Source organism: Agrobacterium sp. 10T429 (assembly GCF_056393925.1).
Genome location: NZ_JBFTGV010000006.1, coordinates 153,077 through 177,401 on the forward strand (window position 1 = coordinate 153,077; position 24,325 = coordinate 177,401).

Below are 24,325 nucleotides of genomic sequence, written 5' to 3' on the forward strand. Positions count from 1 at the left end.
TCCGCATCAAAGACAGAATTTGTGTAGGAGCGTTGGATGATCCCCTTTTCCATTCTCGACCTTTCGCCAATCGGCGAAGGCGAGAGCGTCAGCCAGGCGCTTGAAAATTCTCGCCGCATGGCGATCAAGGCTGAAGACCACGGTTACAACCGCATCTGGCTTGCGGAACACCATGGCATGCCTGGTATTGCGAGCGCAGCCACATCGCTCGTCATCGCCCATGTTGGTGCCGCCACGAAACATATTCGCGTCGGCTCAGGCGGCATCATGCTGCCTAACCACTCCCCGCTCGTCATTGCCGAACAATTCGGCACGCTGGCGGCGCTGTTGCCTGGCCGGGTCGATCTCGGGCTTGGCCGCGCGCCGGGAACCGATATGCGCACGGCAAGGGCGCTGCGCCGCAATCTTGATGCCGGTGCGGAGAACTTCCCGCACGACATCATCGAGCTCCAGCAGTACCTTGGCCAGCCCCAGCAGGATCAGGCGATCCTTGCCGTGCCCGGCATGAATTCGCACGTGCCGCTCTGGTTGCTTGGCTCAAGCACCTATAGCGCGCATCTGGCAGCGGCACTCGGCCTGCCCTATTCCTTTGCGTCGCATTTTGCGCCTGACATGCTGATGGAGGCGATCCATATCTATCGCGAGCGCTTCCAGCCCTCTGCGACGCTGGACAAGCCCTATGTGATGGTTGGAGTGATGGGAGTCGGCGCCGATACCGACGAGGAGGCGCAATATCTCTTCACCTCGTCACAGCAGCAATTCGTCAACCTGCGCCGCAATGTACGCGTCCCGTTCCCCAAGCCGGTTCAGAGCATGGACGACCACTGGAACGAGATGGAGCGTTTTTCGGTGGAACATACCTTGCGTTTCGCCGCCGTCGGCTCGCCTGAAACAATCGGACGCCACCTCGACGGCTTCCTCGCCGAAACGCAGGCCGACGAACTGATCGTCTCGATGCCGATCCACAATATCGAAAAACGGCTGCGATCCGTGGAGATCTTCGCCGATGTGCGGACCTCCATCAGGAAGGCCGCCTAAACAAAAAGCCCCGGAGCGAGGACGCTGCCGGGGCTTTTTTTTAAATCTGAACCGTCAGGCGGAAAGCTTGGCGAGAATTTCTTCCGAAACTTCGAAGTTGGAATAGACGCTCTGCACGTCGTCATCGTCTTCGAGATTGTCGATGAGCTTCATCAGCGACTGCGCCTTTTCCTCATCCACCGGCACCGTGTTCTGCGGCTTCCAGATGGCCTTGACGCTTTCAGCTTCGCCGAGCACGCCTTCCAGCGCCTTGGAAACCTCGTTCATCGCCTCGAAACCGCAGATGATAGTGTGACCGTCCTCGGAAGATTCGACATCGTCGGCACCAGCATCGATAGCCGCTTCCATGACCTTGTCGGCATCGCCGACTTCGGCCTTGTAAGTGATCTCACCGACGCGGTCGAAGGAGAAGGAAACCGATCCGGTTTCGCCGAGTGCGCCACCAGCCTTGGTGAAGATGGAGCGGACGTTGGAGGCGGTGCGGTTGCGGTTGTCGGTCAAGGCCTCGACGACGACGGCGACGCCACCCGGGCCGTAACCCTCGTAACGGACCTCATCGTAGTTTTCGCTGTCTGCACCGGAAGCTTTCTTGATCGCGCGCTCGATATTGTCCTTCGGCATGGACTGGGCCTTGGCGTTCTGAATTGCCAGGCGCAGGCGCGCGTTCATGTTCGGGTCGGGCATGCCCGCCTTTGCCGCAACGGTGATTTCACGCGCAAGCTTGGAAAACATTTTGGACCGAACGGAGTCCTGCTTGCCCTTGCGGTGCATGATGTTCTTGAACTGTGAATGACCAGCCATGGAAAACCTGATTGTCTTAATTTGGAGATTGCGGGCCTTATAAGTGCGATATGCCCGCCGTTCAAGCCCGCAAGCGCTTTCTCTTGGCCGCAAGAATATAAGGAACTGATTTATCCGCTTTTCGTTTTGACAATGAAAGCGGAAGAGCGGGACATTTTTCACCCTCCCGGTCGCCGCAGCAAACCCAACGGAGGAAACACATGGTCAGCCTGACTGAAGCAAGAGAAAACCCCGCCCGCCAGCTCTGGGATGAGGTCAATTCGGTCCATGCCGGCATGCTTGGCCTCGAGGGCCTGCACAATCATATGCAGCCGATGGCACCGCACGCCGACCCCAAGACCAACACGATCTGGTTTTTCTCCAAGAAAGACACCGATCTCGTCAAAACGCTGAAGCCGGGTTCGCGGGCTCATTTTTGTGTCGTCGGCAAGGACCATGATTATCACGCCTGCCTCTCGGGTGTGCTCGAAGCGCGCGACGACAGGACAAAGATCGAAGAATACTGGAACTCCGTCACCGCAGCCTGGTACGAGCACGGTAAGAGCGATCCGCAACTGACGATGCTGGCGCTGCATGTTGACGACGCGGAAATCTGGGCCTCGACTGACAGCACGCTAAAATTCGGCTGGGAAATCGCCAAGGCCAATATGTCCGACGATAAAATGCCTGATGTCGGCGTTCGCCAGCACCTCGCCTTCGCCTGAGATACCGACTCCCCCGACTTTCCTCGCCGGTCGCTGTACTACATGCCTTTTGGCACCAGTATCTGCGGCTGGCGGGGAAGGTTTCTCATTGAGACCCGGATGATCGCATCTTTTGCGTAGGCAATCTGGAAGCTTTCCCCAAACATCGTCAAAAACTGCTCCAACGGAGGCCCAGTGCGGTGCATGGGCAAGATCAGTGCGGAGCGCAGGCGCTTGACCACGCGGCTCATGCTGTCGGACCCCATCGTCAAACCACCATCCACTGGAACCATCAGCACATCCAGACGACCGATTTCGGCATAATGCTTGTCCGTCAGTTCGTGATGCAGATGGCCGAGATGGCCGATACACAGCCCCGCAACCTCGAAGATGAAAATGGAATTGCCGTTTTCCTGAAAGGATTCGTAATCGCCCCAGCGGTTGCGAATGTCAGTCGCAACGTTGCGGATATAGACATCACCAACCAGAAGCTTGTGCTCGGCCTTTTCGCCGGGCGTATCGCTCCAACCGTGCAGCACATGTTGAATGGCCGGATCCGGACTGAGAGTGAAATGCGTCATATGCGCCCGGTTCATCGTCACCACTGTCGGCGTGACCGGTGGTCGATAGACGCCATTATAATCTGTGGCGATCGTCACGCCGCCAGGACTTTCGATGAGATAGGTGGAATGGCCGATGAAGGTGATCTTCACCTCCTCCTTAGCCGTGGCCTGCGCCAGCTGGGCACCTGCCGGTTTGAAGCTGGCGAACATGACGCCGGGAATGTTGCGGGCGATTGCCTGGCACTGGCTCACAGGGGGGCGGCTTCCAGCCTGGGAAAAGGCCGCTCCCGCGCACGCAACCAGTCCGGCCATTGCAAGCATTAGCACGCGCAGCATCATGCCACTCCCTCGAACTTGCGAAGAAAGGAAGATGAGGCAGGTTTTGCAGGGCGTCCAGCGCCAACAGCGGCGGAACGCTCACGATCTCGTCATTGTGAACGGGTGATGAGCGCTAGAAGCCGAAAGCTCACGCCCAGAAGGACGGGAGGGTTTCGGAGAGCCTCGGGCCAATTCGCAGCGGTGCGATCTTTTCCGCAAGGCCGGTCCGGTCGGAAATCTCGACGCCGACGCCGCAGATCGTCGCAGGTCCACTGGCGGCTTCGAAACGGCCCTTCGGCATTTTGGAAATGAAGCGGTTGATCGGCTCTTCCTTTTCCATGCCAAGCGAGCTGTCGTAGTCACCGCACATGCCGGCGTCCGACATATAGGCCGTGCCACCGTTCAAGATCTGGGCGTCAGCAGTCGGAACATGGGTGTGGGTGCCGACAACAAAGCTTGCGCGTCCATCGACGAAATGACCGAAACACTGTTTTTCGCTCGTCGCTTCCGCGTGGAAATCGAAGATGATGGCGTCGGCCTGCTCCTTCAGCGGGCAGGCAGCGAGAATGTTCTCCGCCGATTTGAAGGGATCGTCCAGTTCCGGATGCATGAAGACCCGGCCCATGATGTTGGCGACAAGCACACGCGCGCCGTTGCGGGCGTAAAAAATGCCCGAGCCCTTGCCCGGCGTACCATCGGGATAATTGGCTGGCCGCAGGAACTGGTCATGGCGCTCGCAGAAGGAAACGGCCTCCTTCTGGTCCCAGACATGGTTGCCGGTCGTCACCACATCCGCACCGGCATTGATGGTTTCGAGATAGATATCCTCGGTGATGCCGAAACCACCGGCGGCGTTTTCGCCATTAACGATGACGAAATCGAGCTTCAGATCGGAAATAAGCCCGGGCAACCTGTCCCAGACAGCCGTGCGTCCGGTCTTGCCAACCATATCTCCGAGAAAAAGAAGCCTCATTCACCCGCCCCGATCTTGCGCATGTTCCTAAATTCCGTCCCCTCTAACGGGTAATCCATCTTTTAAAAAGTGCTAAAGCGCCTTTTTCCCACCGGTCATCAACGGCTAAGCCGAAAACCAGCGCAGGCCACTCTCCGTCAGAACCGCCTGAAGCGGCACGTCATGCGGCTCCGCCGGCACGGATGGCACTTCCTGACAATCAAATGCGACGCCGATGAGAACGGGGGCTCGGCCTTTGCTGTGCAATCTCGCAATAGCGCGATCATAATGACCCGCGCCATAACCGATACGCTGACCCTGCCCGTCAAAGACGGAAAGCGGGACGAGCAGAATATCCGGATCGAGAACTTCTGCGTCCTCCGCCGGACCGGTCGTGCCGAAGCCCGTCTTCACCAGCGGTGCATCCGCATCAAAGGCGCGGAAAACGATGGTCTCCCGGTTCAGCACAACGGGAAGGGCGAGGCGCCCGCCTCTTGTCCGCAGTGCCTCCATCAACGGCCGAATATCGGCCTCTGAGCGGATGGGCATGAAACCTGAAATAACGGCACCTGGCGAGAACGGAATGGCAGATGCACCATATGCCGTCATCGCCTCGCTTTTTTGCTGACGCTCGGCTTGTGGCAACGCATCACGCGCGGCAAGCCTTTCGCCGCGCAGCCTTGCTTTTTCGGCGATGTCGCCGGACATCAGGCAGCCCGGCTCACGAGCACCTTGTCGATACGGTGTCCATCAAGGTCTATGACCTCAAAACGCCAGCCGTTGCGGGTGATGTGTTCGCCCAGTTCCGGCAGGCGACGGAACTCGTCAAGCACCAGACCGGCAACGGTCTCGAACTCGGCATCTTCGTCGATCTGGAAGCCCATGCGGTAAGCGAACTCATCGGCGGGCATCCAGCCGGCAACGAGGAACGAACCGTCATCGCGCTCGACGATCGCCGGCTCCTCGTCATTGTCTTCCTGGAAGGCACCTGTGATTGCTTCCAGAACGTCGCCAGAGCTGACGATACCTTCGAAATGGCCGTATTCGTCATAGACCAGCACCATATGCACGGTGGAACGGCGCAATGACTGGATGACATCGACAGCGCTCGTCAGATCCGAGACGACGGGAACTTCGCGCAGAAGCTCGCGCACATTCAGCTCCTTGCCGGATGCCAGCGCATCGAAAGCGTCCTTGGCGAAAAGCACGCCCAGAATTTCATCGGAGGCGCCGTTGCGCACGGGCAGGCGGGAACGCTGCGTTTCCCGAAGCTGAACACGGATTTCTTCCGCACTGTCTTCAATATCGACGACTTCCACGTCGCGTCGCGGCGTCATCAGGCCACGGGCATTACGGTCGGCAAGGCGCATGACGCTGGTGATCATCGCCGATTCCTCGGTTTCGATGACGCCGGCGCTATGAGCTTCCGCCAGAACCGTGCGGATTTCGTCATCTGTGACCGATGCATTGGACGTGCCGCTATGGCCGAGAAGCGCAAGGATGGCCTTGCCGGATTTGTCGAGAAACCAGACCAGCGGCGCGCCGACCTTGGAGAGCATCACCATGGTGGGTGCAACACGGGCAGCGATCTTTTCCGGATCGCGCAGCGCAATCTGCTTCGGCACCAATTCGCCGACGATCAGCGACAGGTAGGTGATGGCGACGACAACGGAGCCCACGCCCAACGCATCGGCAACCCGATCGGGGACGCCCTGCACCGACAGCCATGCCGTGAACCGGGCGCCGAGGGTGGCACCGGAAAACGCACCGGAGAGAACGCCGACCAGCGTGATGCCGATCTGCACCGTGGAAAGAAAGCGTCCGGGATTTTCGGAAAGACCGAGCGCCATCGTGGCGCCCTTGCTGCCGTGCGCGGCAAGCACCTTGAGCCTCGCCGGTCTGGAGGAGACAACGGCAAGCTCGGACATGGCAAGCACACCGTTCAATACGGTGAGCAGGACCACGATCATAATTTCAGTAAACAAGTTTAGCTCTTTGGGCTGTTGAACGGCACGTCGCGGTTTTGGCCGCAGCGCCCTCTTTCAAAAAAAAGGGCATGACAGACATACCAATTGAGATAATAGGGAATTGTTCCGCCATTGCAATGACAGCAGCATAAAAAAGCCGCCTCCGGCAGCAATGAAAAATAACTGTCGACACTATATCAGTCAGAAGAAGAATCGGGGAGTGACCCGAAACTTCAAGTGCGATCCACGGCGACCGATGGAGATTTACGATCCTGGGTGCCTACAAATGTAGGTGGGCGCCATGTGTCCAGCCCCACGGGACTGGCCAGGGACAGCTCCCTTTGGATCGAGTATGGCCCCAGGGATTGTGGTTCCTGTCGGGAAGCGCAGAACGCTTCTTAGATATAGGACGTATCCAACCAAACCACCAGAGGGCCACGAACGAATTTTGTTGCTGGAAAGCTTTGCCGGCGATCAATGCGCCGCAGGCTTTGGCCGCGCCAGGAGTTTTTCGGTAATACCGTTCAGACGGTCGGCCAGATCGCTGATGGCAACGGCAACCATCTCGTCCGATCTTGCCTTGTGTTCGGCCATACCGTCGCGGTTGCGAGAAAGGGACGCTATTTCCCCCTCCAGCTTTTCGATCTTGCGGTTGAGCTCGGAAAGTTCGTCCATCACCATGATGCCCGACATGACGGTCAAGCGCAGATCACCGATTTCGCCGAACTGGCTCTTTAGATGCCCCACATAACGGTCAAAACGGGTAGCGAGATCGGTCAGGTGCTCTTCCTGCCCTGCCTCGCAAGCCATGCGGTAGGCCTTGCCGTCGATCATAACAGTAACTTGCGCCATGAAACCGCTCCCTATCGATCCAGCACCGCGCGAATCGTCTCCATCGCCGTCACCAGACGGCGGGAAACCTCGCGGTTGACTTCTTCGAGACGATTGGCGCGAAACTCGGCCTGGTCCAGCTCGTGCGCGAGCCTTGCGCGATCGACATGGACCCGCTTGACCTCGTTATCGATTTCGCCCGTCTCCCTTTGCCGTTCGATACGCATATCGATGGCATTTTCGAGATTTGTGATGGCAGCGCTCAGCTCCGTCACCGCAGATTGTACGGTCTTCTCAGCCGACATCGTTTTTTCCAACTCGCAAGTAACCGGCCGAATCGTCCGGTTTCAGGCCTTTTCAACATCCAAGAGGTTATTACCCGATTTATCATCACGTCAATCAAACCAGTGCATTGAGGCGTTTTGCTCTGTGGATGAACGAGGAAACGGTGACACATATCGCACGATTTTTCTCGAGACACCCGTTTTGCTAAACGATTTTTATCCTTGAGAGAACCGCAATTGCCCGTGGATTTATTGACTTGCCTGCCTCACCTGCTATGGATCAACCCGCTTTTTGGATAGTTGCGTAAAACTATCTCCCTTCACCCGGAAACAGACGGAAAAGCCATGATTTCTCGCGACAAACACGACCGGATGGCCAATGCAATCCGCTTTCTTGCCATGGATGCAGTAGAGAAGGCCAACTCCGGCCATCCCGGCCTGCCGATGGGCGCAGCTGATGTCGCCACTGTTCTTTTCACCCGCTTTTTGAAGTTCGATCCCAAGAGCTCGCTGTGGCCGGATCGTGACCGCTTCGTGCTGTCTGCGGGCCATGGTTCGATGTTGCTTTACTCGCTGCTCTATTTGACGGGCTACGAGGACATGACGATCGACGAGATCAAGCGTTTCCGTCAGTTCGGCTCCAAGACTGCCGGCCATCCCGAATATGGCCACGCGACCGGCATCGAAACGACGACCGGCCCGCTCGGCCAGGGCATCGCCAACGCCGTTGGCATGGCAATCGCCGAACGCAAGCTGGAAGAAGAATTCGGCTCCGATCTGCAGAACCACTTCACCTATGTGCTGTGTGGCGACGGCTGCCTCATGGAAGGCATCAGCCATGAAGCCATCGCGCTTGCCGGCCATCTGAAACTCAACAAGCTCGTTCTTTTCTGGGATGACAACAACATCACCATCGACGGTGAAGTTGGCCTTTCCGACAGCACCGACCAGATCGCCCGCTTCCAGGCTGTTCACTGGAACACCATACGCGTCGACGGCCATGATCCGGATGCGATTGCCGCCGCGATCGAAGCTGCACATAAATCCGACCGCCCGACCTTCATCGCCTGCAAGACCGTGATAGGTTTCGGCGCACCAAACAAGCAGGGCACCCACAAGGTTCACGGCAACCCGCTGGGCGCCGAAGAAATCGCCGCCGCCCGCAAGAGCCTCAACTGGGAAGCCGAAGCTTTCGTCATTCCGGAAGACGTACTGGATGCATGGCGTCTCGCCGGCCTGCGCTCCACCAAGACCCGTCAGGACTGGGAAGCCCGTCTCGAAGCCACCGAAGCCGGCAAGAAGGCCGAATTCAAGCGCCGCTTCGCCGGCGATCTGCCCGGCAACTTCGACAGCGCGATCGATGCCTTCAAGAAGAAGATCATCGAGAACAACCCGACCGTTGCCACCCGCAAGGCCTCCGAAGACTCGCTTGAAGTCATCAACGGCATTCTGCCGGAAATGATCGGCGGCTCTGCCGACCTGACGCCGTCCAACAACACCAAGACCAGCCAGATGAAGTCCATCACCCCGACGGATTTCTCCGGCCGTTACCTGCATTACGGCATCCGCGAACACGGCATGGCAGCAGCCATGAACGGTATCGCACTGCATGGCGGTCTCATTCCTTATGCCGGCGGCTTCCTGATCTTCTCGGACTATTGCCGTCCGTCGATCCGTCTGGCTGCCCTGATGGGCATCCGCGTCGTCCACGTTCTGACGCATGATTCCATCGGCGTCGGCGAAGACGGCCCGACCCACCAGCCGGTGGAGCAGATCGCCGCGCTGCGCGCCATCCCGAACCTGCTCGTCTTCCGCCCGGCGGATGAAACCGAGACGGCGGAATGCTGGCAGCTGGCACTTGAGCAGAAGCATCGTCCTTCGGCGCTGGCGCTCACCCGCCAGAACCTTGCGCCTTCGCGCAAGGAATACGAAGAAAAGAACCTTTCCGCTTACGGCGCCTACGAACTCGTATCCGCAAGCGATGCCAAGGTTTCGATCTTTGCATCCGGTTCGGAAGTGGAAGTAGCGCTCAAGGCCGCAGCGACGCTGAAGGACAAGGGCGTTTCCGCCCGCGTCGTTTCCGTTCCCTGCTTCGAGCTCTTCAAGGAGCAGCCGGAAACCTACCGCAACGCCATCATCGGCAAGGCTCCGGTCAAAATTGCGGTGGAAGCCGCCATTCGCCAGGGCTGGGATTACTTCATCGGCTCCGACGGCGCTTTCGTCGGCATGCATTCCTTTGGTGCGTCCGCGCCGGCGAAGGATCTCTTCAAGCACTTCGGCATCACGGCGGAAGCTGTCGTCGCCGCAGTCGAGGCAAAACTTGCATGAGGGCTTCCCAAGCCCTCACATTCCGCAAAGACCAAGCACATATCTTGTTCGGGAGACTATAAATGACTGTAAAAGTTGCCATTAACGGCTTTGGCCGCATCGGCCGCAATGTTCTGCGTGCCATCGTCGAATCCGGCCGCACCGATATCGAAGTCGTTGCCATCAATGACCTCGGCCCGGTTGAAACCAACGCCCACCTGCTGCGCTACGATTCGATCCACGGCAAGTTCCCGGCAGATGTGAAGGTCGAAGGCGACACGATCATCGTTGGCGGCGGCAAGCCGATCAAGGTTACTGCCGTTCGCGATCCGGCAACGCTGCCGCACAAGGAACTGGGTGTCGACATCGCGCTCGAGTGCACCGGCATCTTCACCGCCCGCGACAAGGCCGCTGCCCACCTGACGGCAGGCGCCAAGCGCGTCATCGTTTCCGCTCCTGCTGACGGCGCTGACCTCACGGTCGTCTTCGGCGTCAACGACGATCAGCTGACGAAAGACCATCTGGTCATTTCCAACGCGTCCTGCACCACCAACTGCCTCGTGCCAGTTGTGAAGGTTCTCGATGACGTCGTTGGCATCGATCACGGCTTCATGACGACGATCCACTCCTACACGGGCGACCAGCCGACGCTGGACACCATGCACAAGGATCTGTACCGCGCCCGCGCCGCAGCCCTTTCCATGATCCCGACCTCGACGGGTGCAGCCAAGGCCGTTGGCCTCGTTCTGCCGCACCTCAAGGGCAAGCTGGACGGTACGTCGATCCGCGTTCCGACCCCGAACGTTTCGGTCGTCGATTTCAAGTTCATCGCCAAGCGCGACACGACAGTTGAGGAAGTCAACGAAGCAATCAAGTCCGCTTCCAACGGCAAGCTGAAGGGCATTCTCGGCTACACCGAAGAGCCTTTGGTCTCCCGCGACTTCAACCACGACAGCCACTCCTCGATCTTCGCGATCGATCAGACCAAGGTCATGGAAGGCAAGTTCGTGCGCGTTCTTTCCTGGTACGACAACGAGTGGGGCTTCTCCAACCGCATGTCGGATACGGCCGTCGCATTTGCGAAGACCATCTGAACAGGCACCAAGTTCGCGAATTAAGAAAAACCGGCAGGCGCAATCCTGCCGGTTTTTCTTTGCCAAAAAATTGCCGGCGGGACGATGGACCCGCCGGCATCGATCCTGAAGCAAGGCGGGGCGCTTCGGATCGAAAACCATCGCCCGGCAAGAGGCGCATGAGACCAAGCCGACCAAGTCTGATGAGCTGCACAACCCGTTATTTCTTGTTGTTGATGATAATCTGATCCGAGCTGCTACCGCTCCAGATCGTATCGAAAGTCTGTTGCCTCAAATCGCTTTGCTGCATGGAAAGCTTCATCATGCAGTCAGCGAAATCACGCGAACCTTCAGGGTAACCAAACACCCGGCAACGCTCGCGTTGGGCGGCCATGTTTTCAGCCGTCTGTTCCGTGCTCGAACAGCCCGAAACAATTGGGCCGACCGCCAGCAAGGCAATAAATATAGTAATGGATTTCCGTTTCATCCGATCGCTCCGGTCATGGTGAAAGCAACTCGGACGCGACAACTAACGTAGCTGCATTGTCTCTATGTTACGTCGAAACGCCGGCACGCGAATTGTTTGCGCGAAACATCCACAGCGCTGCCCGCCATGAACGTTTCGCCCGGGCGCCGAAAAAAATCCCATTTCCTGCCTTCGTCTGGTCCACTTTGAAACGGACAAGAAGAACAGGGACAACGGTCGTGCGCAATGCACTTCGGCCCTGCCGTATCATTCGATACACCCCGCCTTGCGTCGCCTTTCATCGCCACCCACAACAGCGCTGACAGACCGCAACCCGTGGCGCATTGACTGCAAACGTGCAGGGCATTGATTGCGACGGCCAGCGCGGTTTGAAAGAGGCGGTGGACGTGGAATCATTTTATCTTCTGTTGCTGGTGGCAACTGTTCTGGTTCTCGTCGCAGCGTTCTCAAGCCTCATCGCCTTCCGGTTCGGCGCACCGCTCCTGCTGCTCTTCCTGATGATTGGCCTTGCGGCAGGCGTGGATGGCCTCGGTATCCAGTTCACCAACAATCCGCTCGCCTATATGCTCGGCTCGCTCGTTCTCGCCGTCATCCTTTTCGATTCCGGTTTCGGTACGTCGATACAATCCTTCCGGCTTTCGGCAGCGCCCGCCGTCGCCCTCGCCACCGTCGGCGTCATCCTCACATCCGTGTTTTTCGCAGGCGCTGCCGCCCTGTTGCTCGGACTGTCGTGGCTGGAAGGCCTGCTGCTCGGCGCCATCGTCGCTTCTACGGATGCGGCAGCCGTATTCTTTCTCTTGCGCATCGGCAGCATTCATATCCGCGATCAGGTCCGCTCAACGCTTGAGGTCGAATCCGGCACCAATGATCCCATGGCGATTTTCCTCACCGTCGCGCTGGTCGAGATCATCGCCAAGGGACAGGGACTGGCCGGCATCGACACCGGCTTCCTGCTGCTGTTCGTCGAGGAAATGGGTCTCGGTGTTATTTTCGGCCTGCTCGGCGGCGTCATGATCGCAACAGTCGTCAACCGTTTCGCTGCCGACCGCGGGCTGGCGCCGATCTTCGTGCTGGCTCTTGCCCTGCTGGTCTTCTCCTTCACCGGCGCTATTGGCGGCAGTGGATTTCTTGCGGTCTATGTGGCGGGCATCGTTGCCGGCAACCGCCGGATTTTTGCCAAGGAGACCATCCGCCGTTTCCATGAAGGGCTGACCTGGCTTGCCCAGATCATCATGTTCCTGATGCTCGGCCTACTGGCAACGCCATCGCAATTTCCAGCGATTGCCATTCCGGCCGTGCTGCTTGCGCTTTTCCTGATCTTTGTCGCCCGCCCGCTTGCGGTGTGGCTCAGCCTCATGCCCTTCAACTATACCCAGCAGGAAACCTCCTTCGTGGCATGGGTGGGCCTTCGTGGAGCGGTTTCCATCCTGCTTGCCATCATGCCCATTCTTGGTGGGCTGGACGATGCGCAAATCTATTTCAATGCCGCCTTCATCATCGTGCTCGTGTCGCTTCTGCTGCAAGGCTGGACCATCAAACCGGTGGCAACACGGCTCGGGCTGATCGTGCCGCCGCGCATGGGTGATGTCGACAAACTGGAAGTGGACCTTCCCGGCACTGCCAATCACGAACTGATTTCCTACCGCGTGGCCAAAGGCAGCGCCATCATGCAGGGCGAGCGTATTCCCCGCTGGGCAATGCCCTCGCTCGTCGTGCGTGATGGCAAATCCATTCGCTACCAATATGCCGGGCGCCTGCGCGAAAATGATCTCGTCTATCTTTTTATCGCGCCCGGTTATACGCGGCTGATCGACCGGCTGTTTGCAAGCGCCCTGCCGGTTGCGGATGACGACGCCGATTTCTTCGGAATCTTTGCAATCTCTCCCGCGCGTCCGGCCACGGAGCTTGACGCCGCCTACGGCCCCGGCCTTATTTCGGCCAACGAGCATGCCATGAGCATCGCGGAACTCATCGAGGCGCGCCTTTCCGGCAAGGCAGATTATGCCGACCGGGTGCGCCTCGGTTCTATTGTTCTCATCGTTCGGGCGCTGGACGAACATGAGGCGATTACCGGGATCGGAATTTCGCTTGAGCCGGTCGAACCGGCTATCGGCCTGCCGATCTTTATAAGCTTTTCGGAAATTCTCCGCCGCGTGCGCGCTTATCTGGCGCAGCGGCGCCAGTCGGGCTCCACCGCTGCCGGCAAGGGCATTTCCGCGCCTTCAGACGAGGCAAGAGAAAATGAGGCCTGACCGGCTTGCGTCGGCAATCAGGCATAGTATGGTCCGACCCGAACTCGCAACGAAATCAGGATCGACCTATGCCCGCCTTCAAGACCATCGATGACCTTAACGATATTGCCGGAAAGCGCGTCCTTGTCCGTGTTGATCTCAACGTGCCCGTTGCGGATGGCAAAGTGACGGACAGCACCCGTATCGAGCGGGTTGCACCGACCATTCTGGAGCTTTCCGAAAAAGGCGCGAAAGTCATTCTGCTCGCCCATTTCGGTCGCCCCAAGGGTGAACCTGTCGCCGACATGTCGCTCTCCCAGATCGTGCCTGCGGTCGAGGAAGTGCTGGATCACGCCGTTTTCTTTGCATCCGATTGCATCGGTGCGCCGGCAGCCGACGCAGTCGCGAAAATGAATGATGGCGATATCCTGCTTCTGGAAAACACCCGCTTTCACAAGGGCGAAGAGAAGAATGACACCGCCTTCGTCGAGGCTCTGGCAGCCAATGGCGATATCTATGTGAACGACGCCTTCTCTGCCGCGCACCGTGCGCACGCCTCCACCGAGGGCTTGGCGCGTCATCTGCCCGCCTATGCCGGTCGCACCATGCAGGCCGAGCTTGAGGCGCTGGAAAAAGGCCTTGGCCAGCCTGTTCGCCCGGTCGTCGCCATCGTCGGCGGCGCCAAGGTTTCAAGCAAGATCGATCTCCTGATGAACCTCGTCAAGAAGGTCGATGCCCTCGTCATCGGCGGTGGCATGGCCAATACCTTCCTTGCCGCGCGTGGCGCACAAGTCGGTAAGTCCCTGTGCGAGCACGACCTTGCCGAAACCGCAAAACAGATCATGATCGAGGCGGCGACATCCGGCTGTGCGATCGTACTGCCGGAAGACGGCGTGGTTGCCCGCGAATTCAAGGCCGGTGCGGCAAATGAAATCGTCGATATCAACGCCATTCCCGCTGACGCCATGGTTCTCGATGTCGGCCCAAAATCGGTCGAAAGCATCAAAGCCTGGATTTCGCGCGCGGAAACGCTGGTCTGGAACGGCCCGCTTGGCGCCTTCGAAATCGAGCCCTTCGATGCGGCAACCGTTGCTGCCGCAAAACATGCCGCCGAATGCACGAAGGCCGGCAAGCTCGTCTCCGTCGCCGGTGGCGGCGATACGGTCGCGGCACTCAACCATGCCGGAGTCTCGGACGATTTCACCTATATCTCGACGGCAGGCGGCGCCTTCCTCGAATGGATGGAAGGTAAGGAATTGCCGGGCGTTGCCATCCTGACCGCCGCCAAGTAGACTTCCCACACTTGCCTGACACGAGGCCGGACAAGCGATGCTTGGCCGGCCTTGTTTTTTGGTAAGTGCGCATGGGAGGAAAGTTTCAAACGATTGAAATGATTTCAATCGTTTCAATGAGTTAGCATGCCATTTCCCTGCCCTGGAACTTCTGTTATCGGGAATTTATTGTGCCTTGGGAGAATAGCAAATGACCGAACGTCTCGAAGACATCGCAATCAAAATGGTTGCAGACGGCAAGGGCCTGCTCGCCGCCGACGAATCCACAGGAACGATCAAGAAGCGTTTCGACAGCATCAACCTGGAATCAACCGAGACCGCCCGCCGCGATTATCGCGAAATGCTGTTCCGCTCCGACGACGCCATGAAGAAGTGCATCTCCGGCGTCATCCTTTACGAAGAAACCTTGTTCCAGAAGGCCGCCGACGGTACGCCATTCGTTGACATCATCAAGGCCGCCGGCAGCCTGCCGGGCATCAAGGTGGATATCGGCGCCAAGCCGATGGCTTTCCACCCGGGTGAATTCATCACCGAAGGCCTTGACGGCCTGTATGAGCGCCTGCGCAAGTACCATGAAGCCGGCGCGCGTTTCGCAAAGTGGCGCGGCGTCATCACCATCGGTGATCAGCGTCCGAGCTGGGGTTCAATCAAGGCAAACTCCCAGTCGCTCGCCCGTTACGCTGCCCTCTGCCAGCAGGCAGACATCGTGCCGATCGTGGAACCGGAAGTGCTGATGGACGGCGAACCCGGTACGCACGATATCGATCGCTGTGCGGAAGTCACGCAATGGGTTCTCCAGACCGTGTTCGCGGATCTGTTCGACGCCCGAGTCAACCTTGAAGGCATGATCCTCAAGCCGAACATGATCATCGACGGCAAGAATGCCCGCAAGGCTTCCGTTGATGAAGTGGCGGAAAAGACCGTGAAGGTTCTGAAGGCGACCGTGCCTTCTGCCGTTCCCGGCATCGCTTTCCTTTCCGGCGGCCAGTCCTCCGAAGAGGCGACGGCGCATCTCTCCGCCATGAATGCCGGTTACGACCTGCCCTGGTCGCTGACCTATTCGTACGGCCGCGCCCTTCAGGACACCGCACTCAAGGCGTGGGGCGGCAAGCAGGAAAATGTCGCCGCCGGCCAGCGTGCTTTCACTCACCGCGCGATGATGAACACCCTGGCTGCTAAGGGCAACTGGAAGCAGGAACTCGAAAAGGCTGCCTGAGGCAAGCTCCCAGGCATTTATAGAAAATTGAAGCCGCCCCTTGGGCGGCTTTTTCTTTATGGGCGCAAAAGCAGCGTCGCCGACCAGATGACGAAGGCGGCAACCGCTATCTTCCAGCAATCGCCTCTTTTCTTGAGGCCGGGCAGGCCCAAGGGGCGGATGATCTGCACAATCATCGCCAGCAGTAAAAAAAGGCCGATCGCCTTTGTCATTTATTGAGCCTTTTCTTTATTTCTGCATCGTCACAGGCTGGACATTTTTACCGTTCACCAGAAGAGTGCAACTCATTCGGGTAACCCCCGTCTTATGGCCTGCCGACCATACGTTCGAACGCATGAGAGTGTCTTCATGAGCAGAAATCTTCTACCCGTATTCGCTCTTTTATCCAGCACTCTGTTTCTTTTTCTCGGTAACGGCCTTCAGGGTCTCGTGCTACCAATGCGCGGTTCGGCGGAAGGCTATTCCAATGAAATTCTGGGCTTTCTCGGCACCTCCTGGGCGGCAGGCTTCGTCATTGGCTGTTTTGTGGCGCCCGCCATCGTGCGCCGCGCGGGGCATGTGCGGGCATTTGCCTCCTTCGTGGCGCTTGTCTGCCTGACCGTGCTGATGACCGGCCTCGTTATCGATGATGTCTGGTGGATTACGCTCCGCGCGCTTACAGGCTTCTGCACCGCCGGCACTTCCATGATCATCGAGAGCTGGCTGAACGAGCGCGCGACCAATGAGAGCCGCGGCATGATCTTTTCGCTCTATATCGCCATAACGCTGCTTGGCGTCGTGGCTGGGCAGATGATCGTGCCGATGGGCGATATCAGCAATAGCTCGCTGTTCATGATCTGCGGCATCATCTATTGCATCGCCATTCTGCCGGCCACGCTTTCTAAGGCTGCCAGTCCCCAGCCCTTGCAAAAGGTGAAGCTGGACTTACCCGCCCTCTATCGGAATTCGCCGGTCTCCTTCGTCGGTATCCTGATGATCGGCATCGCCAATGGTGCTTACGGTACGCTTGGCGCCGTTTTCGGCGCGCGGGCGGGCCTTGATCCGACCATGATCGCCATCATGGTTTCAGTCACGATTTTCGTCGGCGCGCTCGCCCAGTTTCCAGCAGGCCGCCTTTCGGACCGGATTGACCGTCGTTATGTGCTTGCCGGACTGGCGGGGCTTGGCGCGGTTGCGGGCCTGGCCGTGGCGGCCGTGCAGCCGCATGATGTCTATGTGCTCATTCCGATGATCGCCATTTACGGCGCCGCCGCCAACGCGCTTTATCCCATCGCCGTGGCGCATGCCAACGACTTTGCGGCATCGGAAGACTTCGTCAAGGTTTCCGGTGGACTGCTACTGCTTTATGGCATCGGCACCATCATCGGCCCGACGCTCGGCGGCGCGGTCATGACCTATTCCGGCCCCTATGCACTGTTCCTGGTGACAGCCGTCGCCCATGTGCTGATCACGGCCTATGCCATCATCAGAAGCCGTCAGCGCGCCACGCTTTCGAACGCCGAAAAGGACAATTTCTCGACGATGATGCCGACAACGCCCTCACCGCTCGTGACACCGGAAAGCATTGCGCTTGACCCGCGCGCGCCGCAATATCCCGAGGACGATGGCGACCATGTTGAAAAAGGAGCAGGCATATGAGCCTCTTGGACGATGACCGTCCGCAAAAACCGGTAGCGCATGAGATCGGCAGCGATCTCAGCCTTCTTTCGGTGGACGAGCTGAGCAACCGCATCGACATTCTTCAAACCGAAATCACCCGACTTGAAGAGGAGAGGAAAAGGAAGTCTGCCGGCCGGCTTGCGGCGGAGAACCTCTTCCGGTCCTGACAGGCGGCCTTCAGCAAAACCTCCGGCCAAGTCTTAACTCGATAAGCTGCTGCCACAAAGGCAAACGAGATTAACGATTCTGATGCAGTCTTTCGTTTACCATTAACCAAAAATTAAGCTTTCTGAGAGATTACTATACATGTCCAGTTCTTCTGGGCCTCAGGCATCTTCTCCATACGGCGAATTGGTCTGATTTTTCTCCCTGTTTTACCTTGAGAGCCGCTTTCGCGGCTCTTTTTTTACCGATCACCAGATTTCGTAAAACTGTGGGTATTAACCCTTCTTTAATAATTGCCTTGCGCATTTCAGGTAAAGATACCATCCTGAAAACACTAAAGGCCGGAACAAAATATTACCGGTCGTCGTTGCCTGACAGTGTGGTGCGTGAGCAGGGATTTAAAGAAAATGTCGGAACAGGTTTTAAATACCATTAGCTTTGCGGGTCGCGCGGCTGCTTCCAACCAGTTCAAGACCCTCTATACCGAAGGCATGACCTTGGTTGAGGAAACGGCGAGCTATCTTGATGGAGCCGGTCGTACCGCTTCAAAGGTTCTGCCGCGCATGGCGTCTGTCCTTTACGCGGCAGAATCGATGCGCCTCACCACCCGCCTGATGCAGATGGCGTCCTGGCTGCTTCTGCAGCGCGCCGTTAACAATGGCGAGATGACACGCGATCAGGTTCTCAGCGAAAAAAGCAAGGTGCGGCTCGACAGCTTCAACGTCGATCGCAACGCTCCGGGCTGGAACGACCTGCCTGAGTCCTTCCGTGACCTCATCGAGCGGTCGCTCCGCCTCCAGAACCGCGTTGCCCTTCTCGACCGCGAAATCTACCGTCCGTCCGAAGCCACCAAGGTACCTGACAACGAAAACAGCGTGCAGGCGCAGCTTAACCTTCTGCGTACGGCTTTCTCGATCAACTGAGAAAAGACGACCTTATCCGGACAATTCGAAAAGCAGGCTCATGGGCCTGCTTTTTTGTTTTTGGAAGAGAACAGAAGTATCTAGGCATGAAATAATGAATTTCATGCCACAATTCATGTTTTAGTACACATCCACGGTACAACAATAGGAACAAAATGCGTATCCTTAAGTATATTATGGCTGCGTCCGGTTGCGCTCTACTAATTGTCGCTTTTATTATTGGCAAAGAATTCTGGGAGATAAACGAAAAGGTTGACCGGTGCTTTGATGACTACTCTCCGGCATACATCCATGATGACACCGCGAGAGCAGCTGCCTGTAATTGACCAAACCAGGAACCCGTAAAATTTAAGGTCTCTGGCCGCTATCAACAAAACTGCGCAATCCCCTCTAAGGCAAATCCAGTCGAAACAGGGCAAAAAAAAGCCCGGTAAAACCGGGCTTTTTTTAAATGATCCGTCCACAAGTGGATTAGAGGCCGAGGCCGCCGAAACGCTTGTTGAACTTGGAAACGCGACCGCCGCGGTCCATAAGCTGCTGGTTGCCGCCCGTCCATGCCGGATGGGACTTGGGGTCGATTTCAAGGTTCATGACTGCGCCTTCCGAACCCCAGGTCGAGCGGGTTTCGTATTCGGTGCCATCGGTCATGACGACCTTGATCGTGTGATAAGCGGGATGGATATCAGCCTTCATGACAATCTTCCTGGTTAAGTGACGTGCGGTCCATTTGCCGCAATTGCGTCAACTGAGCCATTTCAATAAATGAAGCCATAGTCCTGATGGGCTATGGCTTCCCAATTCGATGCGGAGCCTATACATGAAGGTCGCCCAGATAACAAGAGCCTGCTATCCCCTTGTGAAAGGAGATGGCCGCAGGGACTAGAATTTTACCGCGTGCCGGAAATTCACCCGCAAAAGGCCGAAAAACGGCACGGAACGAGGAGTGTAGCGGACGTGGCAGACATTGAAGAGCAGAAAGCGGCTAAACAGAGAAACCTGAAGCCGCTGCTTGGCCTGTTTCCCTATCTCAGGCGGTATCGCGGCCTGATGGCGGCAGCCCTGTTTGCGCTTGTGCTTTCTTCCGCCACGACACTTGCCTTGCCGCTTGCCGTTCGCCGTATCATCGATCACGGTTTCCAGACGCCGGACGGTGGCATGATCAACAGCTACTTCGCCGTGCTTCTGGCCATTGCCGTCCTTCTCGCTCTCGCCAGCGCCATGCGCTATTATTATGTCATGACCATCGGGGAACGGGTCGTTGCCGATCTGCGCCGGGATGTCTTTGCTCATCTCACCACGCTGTCGCAGCAGTTTTTCGATGCCAACCGCTCGGGAGAGCTGACCTCGCGGTTGACCGCGGATACCGTACAGATTCGCTCGGCGTTCGGTTCCTCAGCTTCCGTTGCGCTGCGTAACATCATCATGTGCTGCGGCGCGGTGGCGATGATGATCTATACCAGCCCCGGCCTTTCCGGCCTCGCGCTCCTGGCCATCCCGTTCATCGTTTTTCCTTTGATTGCTTTCGGGCGCTCGGTTCGTGCCCGCTCCCGCAATACGCAAGACACATTGGCCAATTCCGCCGCCTATGCCTCGGAAACGATCGGGGCGAGCCGCACCGTGCAGTCCTTTAACGCCGAGGCGCTTGCGAATGCCCGCTACGGCGCCTCCGTAGAAGCAGCCTATCAGGGTGCGCGGGCGGCGATAGGCGCTCGCTCCATCCTCACCGCCGTCGCCATCGCGCTCGTTTTCGGCAGCGTCGTCGGCATTCTCTGGTATGGCGCGCAAAGCGTTTTGTCCGGCGGCATGACGGCGGGTACGCTTGGCCAGTTCGTGCTTTATTCGGTCATCGCGGCAAGCGGCCTAGGCCAGCTCTCCGAAGTCTGGGGTGAACTGGCGCAGGCGGGCGGCGCGGCTGAACGGCTTTCCGAACTGCTGAACGAGCGCTCGCCCGTTGCCGAGCCGTCAGCACCCGTTTCGATGGTTCAGCCGCCGCGCGGCGAAGCGGCATTCGAGAATGTCGGTTTCATTTATCCACTCGCAACCGGTGGCCCGATCATCTCCGGCCTCTCCTTCAAGGTCAATGCCGGCGAAACCGTCGCCATCGTCGGCCCTTCCGGGGCGGGAAAAAGCACGGTCTTTTCACTGCTGATGCGATTCTACGATCCGCAGGAGGGCCGCATCACCATCGATGGCGTCGATATCCGCGATGTTAGCCTTGCCGATCTGCGCGCGCGACTGTCCATTGTTCCACAGGATGTGGCGATCTTTGCCTCCTCCATCCACGATAACATCGCATTCGGTCGGCCGGCTGCGACACGCGAAGAAGTGCGCACGGCCGCTATCGCCGCTCAGGCAGACAGCTTCATCGCCCGGCTGAACGATGGTTATGACACGCAGGTGGGCGAGCGCGGCGTAACGCTTTCCGGCGGTCAACGCCAGCGCATCGCCATTGCCCGCGCCATCCTGCGTAACGCCCCTATCCTGCTTCTTGACGAAGCGACCTCCGCACTGGATGCCGAAAGCGAAACGCTGGTGCAAAAGGCGCTCGATGAGCTAATGAAAACCCGCACCACCATCGTCATTGCCCATCGCCTCGCCACCGTGTTGAAGGCCGACCGCATTCTCGTGATGGATGAGGGCCGTATAATCGAGGAAGGCACGCACCAGAGCCTTATCCGCCAGAACGGCCTTTATGCGAGACTTGCCCGGCTGCAATTCCAGACCGGGCCGGACGAACTGCGCGCTCAAGCGTGAGCCGTGTGGGCTTAAGCCAGCACGCTACCCCCCGCAACACGGCCCGAAAACAGGCAACCGCCGAGGAATGTGCCCTCCAGCGCATTATATCCGTGCATGCCGCCGCCGCCGAAGCCTGCCACCTCTCCGGCAGCATAAAGGCCCGGAACAGGGTTGCCGGCCGCGTCCAGCACCCTCGCCTCTAGGTCCGTATGCAAACCGCCAAGCGTCTTGCGCGTCAACACATGCAGGCGCACCGCAATCAGCGGCCCTTTTGTCGGGTCTAGCAACCGATGTGGTTTTGCAGTGCGCATCAACCGATCACCAAGATAACGCCGCGCTCCGTGGATCGCCGTAACCTGCGCATCCTTGCTGAAACCGTTTTCGATCTCCCGGTCTCGTGCCTCTATTTGATAGCGGATGTGCTCAATATTCAGCCGATTGTCCCCGTTTATGGTATTCATCGCCGCCACGAGTTCTTCCAGCGTATCACGGACGACGAAATCCTCGCCGCGTTCCATGAAAGCCCGCACCGGCCCCGGCGGCTCCTTGCCCAACCGTTTGAGCAGTAGCCGCACATCCTTGCCCGTCAGATCCGGATTTTGCTCCGAACCAGAAAGCGCAAATTCCTTCTTGATGATTGCCTTGGTCAGAATGAACCAGCTGTGACCGCTGCCGCGTTCGCCCAGCATCTTAAGCGTGCCGAGCGTATCGAAGCCCGGCATCGCGGGTGCTCCGAGCCGGTTTCCATCCGCATCGCACCAGAAAGACGAGGGGCCGGGCAAAATACGAATGCCATGGTCCGGCCAGATCGGATCGTGATTTTTCACGCCCTCGGTATAATGCCACATACGGTCGCGATTGATGACCGTTCCGCCCGCTGCTTCCGTAATGGCGATCATACGGCCATCCACATGCGCAGGCACGCCACAGACCATGGTCGCGGGGGGCTTACCCAGCCGCTCCAGCGGCCAGTTGCGCCGCACCAGTTCCTGATTGCCGCCGATGCCACCGGAACTGACGATGACCGCCGAGGCCGAAAGGACAAAATCACCCTGCTCTTCCCGGCTGCTTGGTTGCCCGCGCAACACCGGATCCCTGGCAAGAACAACACCGGAAATGCCCGTCACCCTGCTGTCGGTGATATCCAGATGATCGACGCGGTGGCGGAACCGAAAGGTGAGCCGACCGCTTGCCGTCATGGTCTTTGCCTTTTCAACGAAAGGCGCCACCACACCGGGGCCAGTGCCCCAGGTGACATGGAAACGCGGAACGGAATTGCCGTGGCCATGAGCAAGAGCACCGCCACGCTCGGCCCAGCCGACCACGGGAAACCAGCGCATGCCCAGCCGATGCAGCCATTGACGTTTCTCGCCTGCGGCGAAATTGAGATAAGCCTCCGCCCAGCGGCGCGGCCAATGATCTTCCAAGCGATCAAAACCGGCGGAGCCGAACCAGTCCTGCCTTGCAAGATCGAGATTGTCGCGCACCCGCATTCGGCGCTGTTCGGGACTATCAACAAAAAACAGACCACCCAGCGACCAGAAGGCCTGCCCGCCAAGGTTCTGCTCCCCCTCCTGATCCACAAGGCAAACACTGAAACCGCGCTCAACAGCCTCTGTCGCTGCGACCAGACCGGCAAGCCCCGCGCCGACAACGATCACATCATATCGCTCCATCAGCTCCTCCCAGATGCGACAGAATTACGTTTACGCGAACGTAAATTCACTTGCAGCTCAAGGCAACCGCTATGATACGGCTTAAGGTGTCAGCGCTCGGTGAGTTTCAGTTCGATACGGCGGTTCTGCTGGCGTGCTTCCGGCGTGTCGCCTTCGGCAATCGGCTGATATTCACCGAAACCGGCAGCGACCAGCCGGTTGGCCGGAACACCCTTGGAGATCAGGAACTTCACCACGGAGGTTGCGCGTGCCGAGGAAAGTTCCCAATTGTCACGGAAGCGACCGGACCCGGAAAGCTGGACATTGTCCGTGTGGCCATCCACGCGCAGAACCCAGTTGATCTCGGTGGGGATTTCCTTGGCAAGATCGATCAGCGCGGCCGCCAGCTTCTCCATCTCCGCCTGCCCTTGCGGATTGAGGTCGTTACCACCGGATGGAAAGAGCACTTCGGACTGGAAGACAAAGCGGTCGCCGACGATGCGAATGTTTTCGCGATCCGAGAGGATTTCACGCAGACGCCCGAAAAAATCAGAACGATAGCGGTTGAGTTCCTGAACCCGCTGCGCCAGCGCAACATTGAGACGGCGGCCGAGATCGGCGATCTTGACTTGTGATGAGGTATCCTTGGCTTCCGACGCCTGCAGGGCGGCTTCCACCGATGCGATCTGCGCCCTGAGCGCCGCAATCTGCTGGTTGAGCAATTCGATCTGTGCGGAGGCGCGGGAATTGGCCTGTCTTTGGTCATCCAGCTCGCCGGTCAGGCTGCCAATCCGGGCATTGGCGCTTGCATTGTTGCCCGATCCCGCATCGAGAAGCGACTGCAGACGTGAGCGCTCGCTTTCAGATGCGGCAAGGGTTGATTGCAGGCTCGCCAGCGCATCCTCGATATCCTGCTTGCTGCCCTTTTCCATGGCCAGAAGTTCAGTCAATTCGGCAATCTGGCTGTTGAGGCGAGTCAACACCTCGTCCTTGCCACTAATTTCCCGCGACAGAACAAATTGCGCCAGCACGAAGACCGTCAGCAGGAACATGATGGCCATGAGCAGCGTCGACAGCGCATCGACGAAACCCGGCCAATAATCCACACCCCTGTCGCGGCGGCGGTTGCGCGCAAGCGCCATGG

The 24,325-nt window shown here is 58.3% G+C and carries 23 protein-coding genes and 1 other RNA gene; 11 read left to right on the forward strand and 13 right to left on the reverse strand.

The genetic code is table 11. The annotated features are described in order from the left end of the window. The first annotated feature begins 36 nt into the window (after window positions 1-36). On the forward strand, window positions 37-1,038 hold the full coding sequence (locus AC1DCP_RS15485; RefSeq protein WP_003511400.1) for an LLM class flavin-dependent oxidoreductase: 1,002 nt from the start codon (window positions 37-39) through the stop codon (window positions 1,036-1,038). A 54-nt stretch (window positions 1,039-1,092) separates the two neighbouring features. Here AC1DCP_RS15485 and AC1DCP_RS15490 read toward each other — a convergent pair whose 3' ends face one another. Next, entirely contained in the window at window positions 1,093-1,839 is a 747-nt protein-coding gene (locus AC1DCP_RS15490; protein ID WP_112959544.1) for a YebC/PmpR family DNA-binding transcriptional regulator, read from the reverse strand. 200 nt (window positions 1,840-2,039) lie between these two features. Between AC1DCP_RS15490 and AC1DCP_RS15495 the strand changes: the two genes are divergently transcribed. Continuing rightward, window positions 2,040-2,543 carry a pyridoxamine 5'-phosphate oxidase family protein gene (locus tag AC1DCP_RS15495; protein ID WP_003511401.1) on the forward strand — a complete coding sequence of 168 codons (504 nt, stop codon included), beginning with the start codon at window positions 2,040-2,042 and terminating at the stop codon, window positions 2,541-2,543. A gap of 38 nt (window positions 2,544-2,581) precedes the next feature. Here AC1DCP_RS15495 and AC1DCP_RS15500 read toward each other — a convergent pair whose 3' ends face one another. From AC1DCP_RS15500 to AC1DCP_RS15530, 7 genes are all read right to left on the reverse strand, one after another. Further along, window positions 2,582-3,424, reverse strand: a complete 843-nt coding sequence (locus tag AC1DCP_RS15500; protein WP_112959545.1) for an MBL fold metallo-hydrolase — start codon at window positions 3,422-3,424, stop codon at window positions 2,582-2,584. A 127-nt stretch (window positions 3,425-3,551) separates the two neighbouring features. Beyond that, window positions 3,552-4,376: a TIGR00282 family metallophosphoesterase gene (locus AC1DCP_RS15505; protein ID WP_003511403.1), complete on the reverse strand. Its 825-nt coding sequence runs from the start codon at window positions 4,374-4,376 to the stop codon at window positions 3,552-3,554. Window positions 4,377-4,481: 105 nt separating this feature from the next. After that, the gene (locus AC1DCP_RS15510; protein WP_035199653.1) at window positions 4,482-5,063 is read right to left on the reverse strand and encodes a 5-formyltetrahydrofolate cyclo-ligase; all 582 of its coding nucleotides are present in this window, start codon (window positions 5,061-5,063) and stop codon (window positions 4,482-4,484) included. Then, a complete protein-coding gene (locus AC1DCP_RS15515) occupies window positions 5,063-6,325 on the reverse strand; it encodes a hemolysin family protein (protein WP_065662459.1) in 1,263 nt (420 codons plus the stop codon). The genes AC1DCP_RS15510 and AC1DCP_RS15515 overlap by 1 nt, the downstream gene beginning before the upstream one ends. Before the next feature lie 234 nt (window positions 6,326-6,559). Further along, a non-coding RNA gene (gene ssrS / locus AC1DCP_RS15520) (6S RNA) lies at window positions 6,560-6,718 on the reverse strand. 78 nt (window positions 6,719-6,796) lie between these two features. Next, window positions 6,797-7,174 carry a cell division protein ZapA gene (locus tag AC1DCP_RS15525; protein ID WP_003511406.1) on the reverse strand — a complete coding sequence of 126 codons (378 nt, stop codon included), beginning with the start codon at window positions 7,172-7,174 and terminating at the stop codon, window positions 6,797-6,799. An 11-nt stretch (window positions 7,175-7,185) separates the two neighbouring features. Then, window positions 7,186-7,458 (reverse strand): DUF4164 domain-containing protein, encoded by a 273-nt coding sequence (locus AC1DCP_RS15530; RefSeq protein WP_003511407.1) that lies wholly within the window; start codon window positions 7,456-7,458, stop codon window positions 7,186-7,188. A gap of 324 nt (window positions 7,459-7,782) precedes the next feature. On the opposite strand from AC1DCP_RS15530, the gene tkt reads away from it, so the two are divergent. Both tkt and gap read left to right on the forward strand, forming a co-directional pair. After that, window positions 7,783-9,765 carry a transketolase gene (gene tkt, locus AC1DCP_RS15535; RefSeq protein WP_019564906.1) on the forward strand — a complete coding sequence of 661 codons (1,983 nt, stop codon included), beginning with the start codon at window positions 7,783-7,785 and terminating at the stop codon, window positions 9,763-9,765. A gap of 62 nt (window positions 9,766-9,827) precedes the next feature. Next, window positions 9,828-10,838, forward strand: coding sequence for a type I glyceraldehyde-3-phosphate dehydrogenase (gap, locus tag AC1DCP_RS15540; protein WP_003511409.1), 1,011 nt, complete (start codon window positions 9,828-9,830; stop codon window positions 10,836-10,838). A gap of 199 nt (window positions 10,839-11,037) precedes the next feature. Here the strand turns inward: gap and AC1DCP_RS15545 are convergent, their stop codons facing one another. Continuing rightward, window positions 11,038-11,304 (reverse strand): hypothetical protein, encoded by a 267-nt coding sequence (locus AC1DCP_RS15545; protein WP_003511410.1) that lies wholly within the window; start codon window positions 11,302-11,304, stop codon window positions 11,038-11,040. Window positions 11,305-11,690: 386 nt separating this feature from the next. On the opposite strand from AC1DCP_RS15545, the gene AC1DCP_RS15550 reads away from it, so the two are divergent. The 3 genes from AC1DCP_RS15550 (at window position 11,691) to AC1DCP_RS15560 (ending at window position 16,043) form a co-directional block, all read left to right on the forward strand. After that, the gene (locus tag AC1DCP_RS15550; protein ID WP_476774416.1) at window positions 11,691-13,556 is read left to right on the forward strand and encodes a potassium/proton antiporter; all 1,866 of its coding nucleotides are present in this window, start codon (window positions 11,691-11,693) and stop codon (window positions 13,554-13,556) included. Between the two features lie 68 nt (window positions 13,557-13,624). Continuing rightward, complete coding sequence (locus AC1DCP_RS15555; protein WP_003511413.1) at window positions 13,625-14,827, forward strand: phosphoglycerate kinase; 1,203 nt, start codon at window positions 13,625-13,627, stop codon at window positions 14,825-14,827. Window positions 14,828-15,017: 190 nt separating this feature from the next. Continuing rightward, window positions 15,018-16,043 (forward strand): class I fructose-bisphosphate aldolase, encoded by a 1,026-nt coding sequence (locus AC1DCP_RS15560; protein WP_003511414.1) that lies wholly within the window; start codon window positions 15,018-15,020, stop codon window positions 16,041-16,043. Window positions 16,044-16,099: 56 nt separating this feature from the next. Here AC1DCP_RS15560 and AC1DCP_RS15565 read toward each other — a convergent pair whose 3' ends face one another. Beyond that, window positions 16,100-16,255, reverse strand: coding sequence for a hypothetical protein (locus AC1DCP_RS15565; RefSeq protein WP_013761835.1), 156 nt, complete (start codon window positions 16,253-16,255; stop codon window positions 16,100-16,102). A gap of 136 nt (window positions 16,256-16,391) precedes the next feature. On the opposite strand from AC1DCP_RS15565, the gene AC1DCP_RS15570 reads away from it, so the two are divergent. The 3 genes from AC1DCP_RS15570 (at window position 16,392) to rcdA (ending at window position 18,790) form a co-directional block, all read left to right on the forward strand. Next, on the forward strand, window positions 16,392-17,681 hold the full coding sequence (locus AC1DCP_RS15570) for an MFS transporter (RefSeq protein WP_003511417.1): 1,290 nt from the start codon (window positions 16,392-16,394) through the stop codon (window positions 17,679-17,681). After that, window positions 17,678-17,869, forward strand: coding sequence for a DUF1192 domain-containing protein (locus tag AC1DCP_RS15575; RefSeq protein WP_003511418.1), 192 nt, complete (start codon window positions 17,678-17,680; stop codon window positions 17,867-17,869). The genes AC1DCP_RS15570 and AC1DCP_RS15575 overlap by 4 nt, the downstream gene beginning before the upstream one ends. A 405-nt stretch (window positions 17,870-18,274) precedes the next feature. Further along, window positions 18,275-18,790: a protease adaptor protein RcdA gene (rcdA, locus tag AC1DCP_RS15580; RefSeq protein WP_003511419.1), complete on the forward strand. Its 516-nt coding sequence runs from the start codon at window positions 18,275-18,277 to the stop codon at window positions 18,788-18,790. Between the two features lie 471 nt (window positions 18,791-19,261). Here the strand turns inward: rcdA and rpmE are convergent, their stop codons facing one another. After that, window positions 19,262-19,483: a 50S ribosomal protein L31 gene (gene rpmE, locus AC1DCP_RS15585; RefSeq protein ID WP_003506183.1), complete on the reverse strand. Its 222-nt coding sequence runs from the start codon at window positions 19,481-19,483 to the stop codon at window positions 19,262-19,264. Between the two features lie 261 nt (window positions 19,484-19,744). Between rpmE and AC1DCP_RS15590 the strand changes: the two genes are divergently transcribed. Next, the gene (locus AC1DCP_RS15590; RefSeq protein ID WP_013761837.1) at window positions 19,745-21,544 is read left to right on the forward strand and encodes an ABC transporter transmembrane domain-containing protein; all 1,800 of its coding nucleotides are present in this window, start codon (window positions 19,745-19,747) and stop codon (window positions 21,542-21,544) included. 11 nt (window positions 21,545-21,555) lie between these two features. On the opposite strand, the gene AC1DCP_RS15595 is transcribed toward AC1DCP_RS15590, so the two are convergent. Both AC1DCP_RS15595 and AC1DCP_RS15600 read right to left on the reverse strand, forming a co-directional pair. Continuing rightward, window positions 21,556-23,202 (reverse strand): FAD-binding dehydrogenase, encoded by a 1,647-nt coding sequence (locus AC1DCP_RS15595; protein ID WP_112192250.1) that lies wholly within the window; start codon window positions 23,200-23,202, stop codon window positions 21,556-21,558. Between the two features lie 89 nt (window positions 23,203-23,291). Next, the gene (locus AC1DCP_RS15600; protein ID WP_003511422.1) at window positions 23,292-24,323 is read right to left on the reverse strand and encodes a peptidoglycan -binding protein; all 1,032 of its coding nucleotides are present in this window, start codon (window positions 24,321-24,323) and stop codon (window positions 23,292-23,294) included. Between the last annotated feature and the right edge of the window lie 2 nt (window positions 24,324-24,325).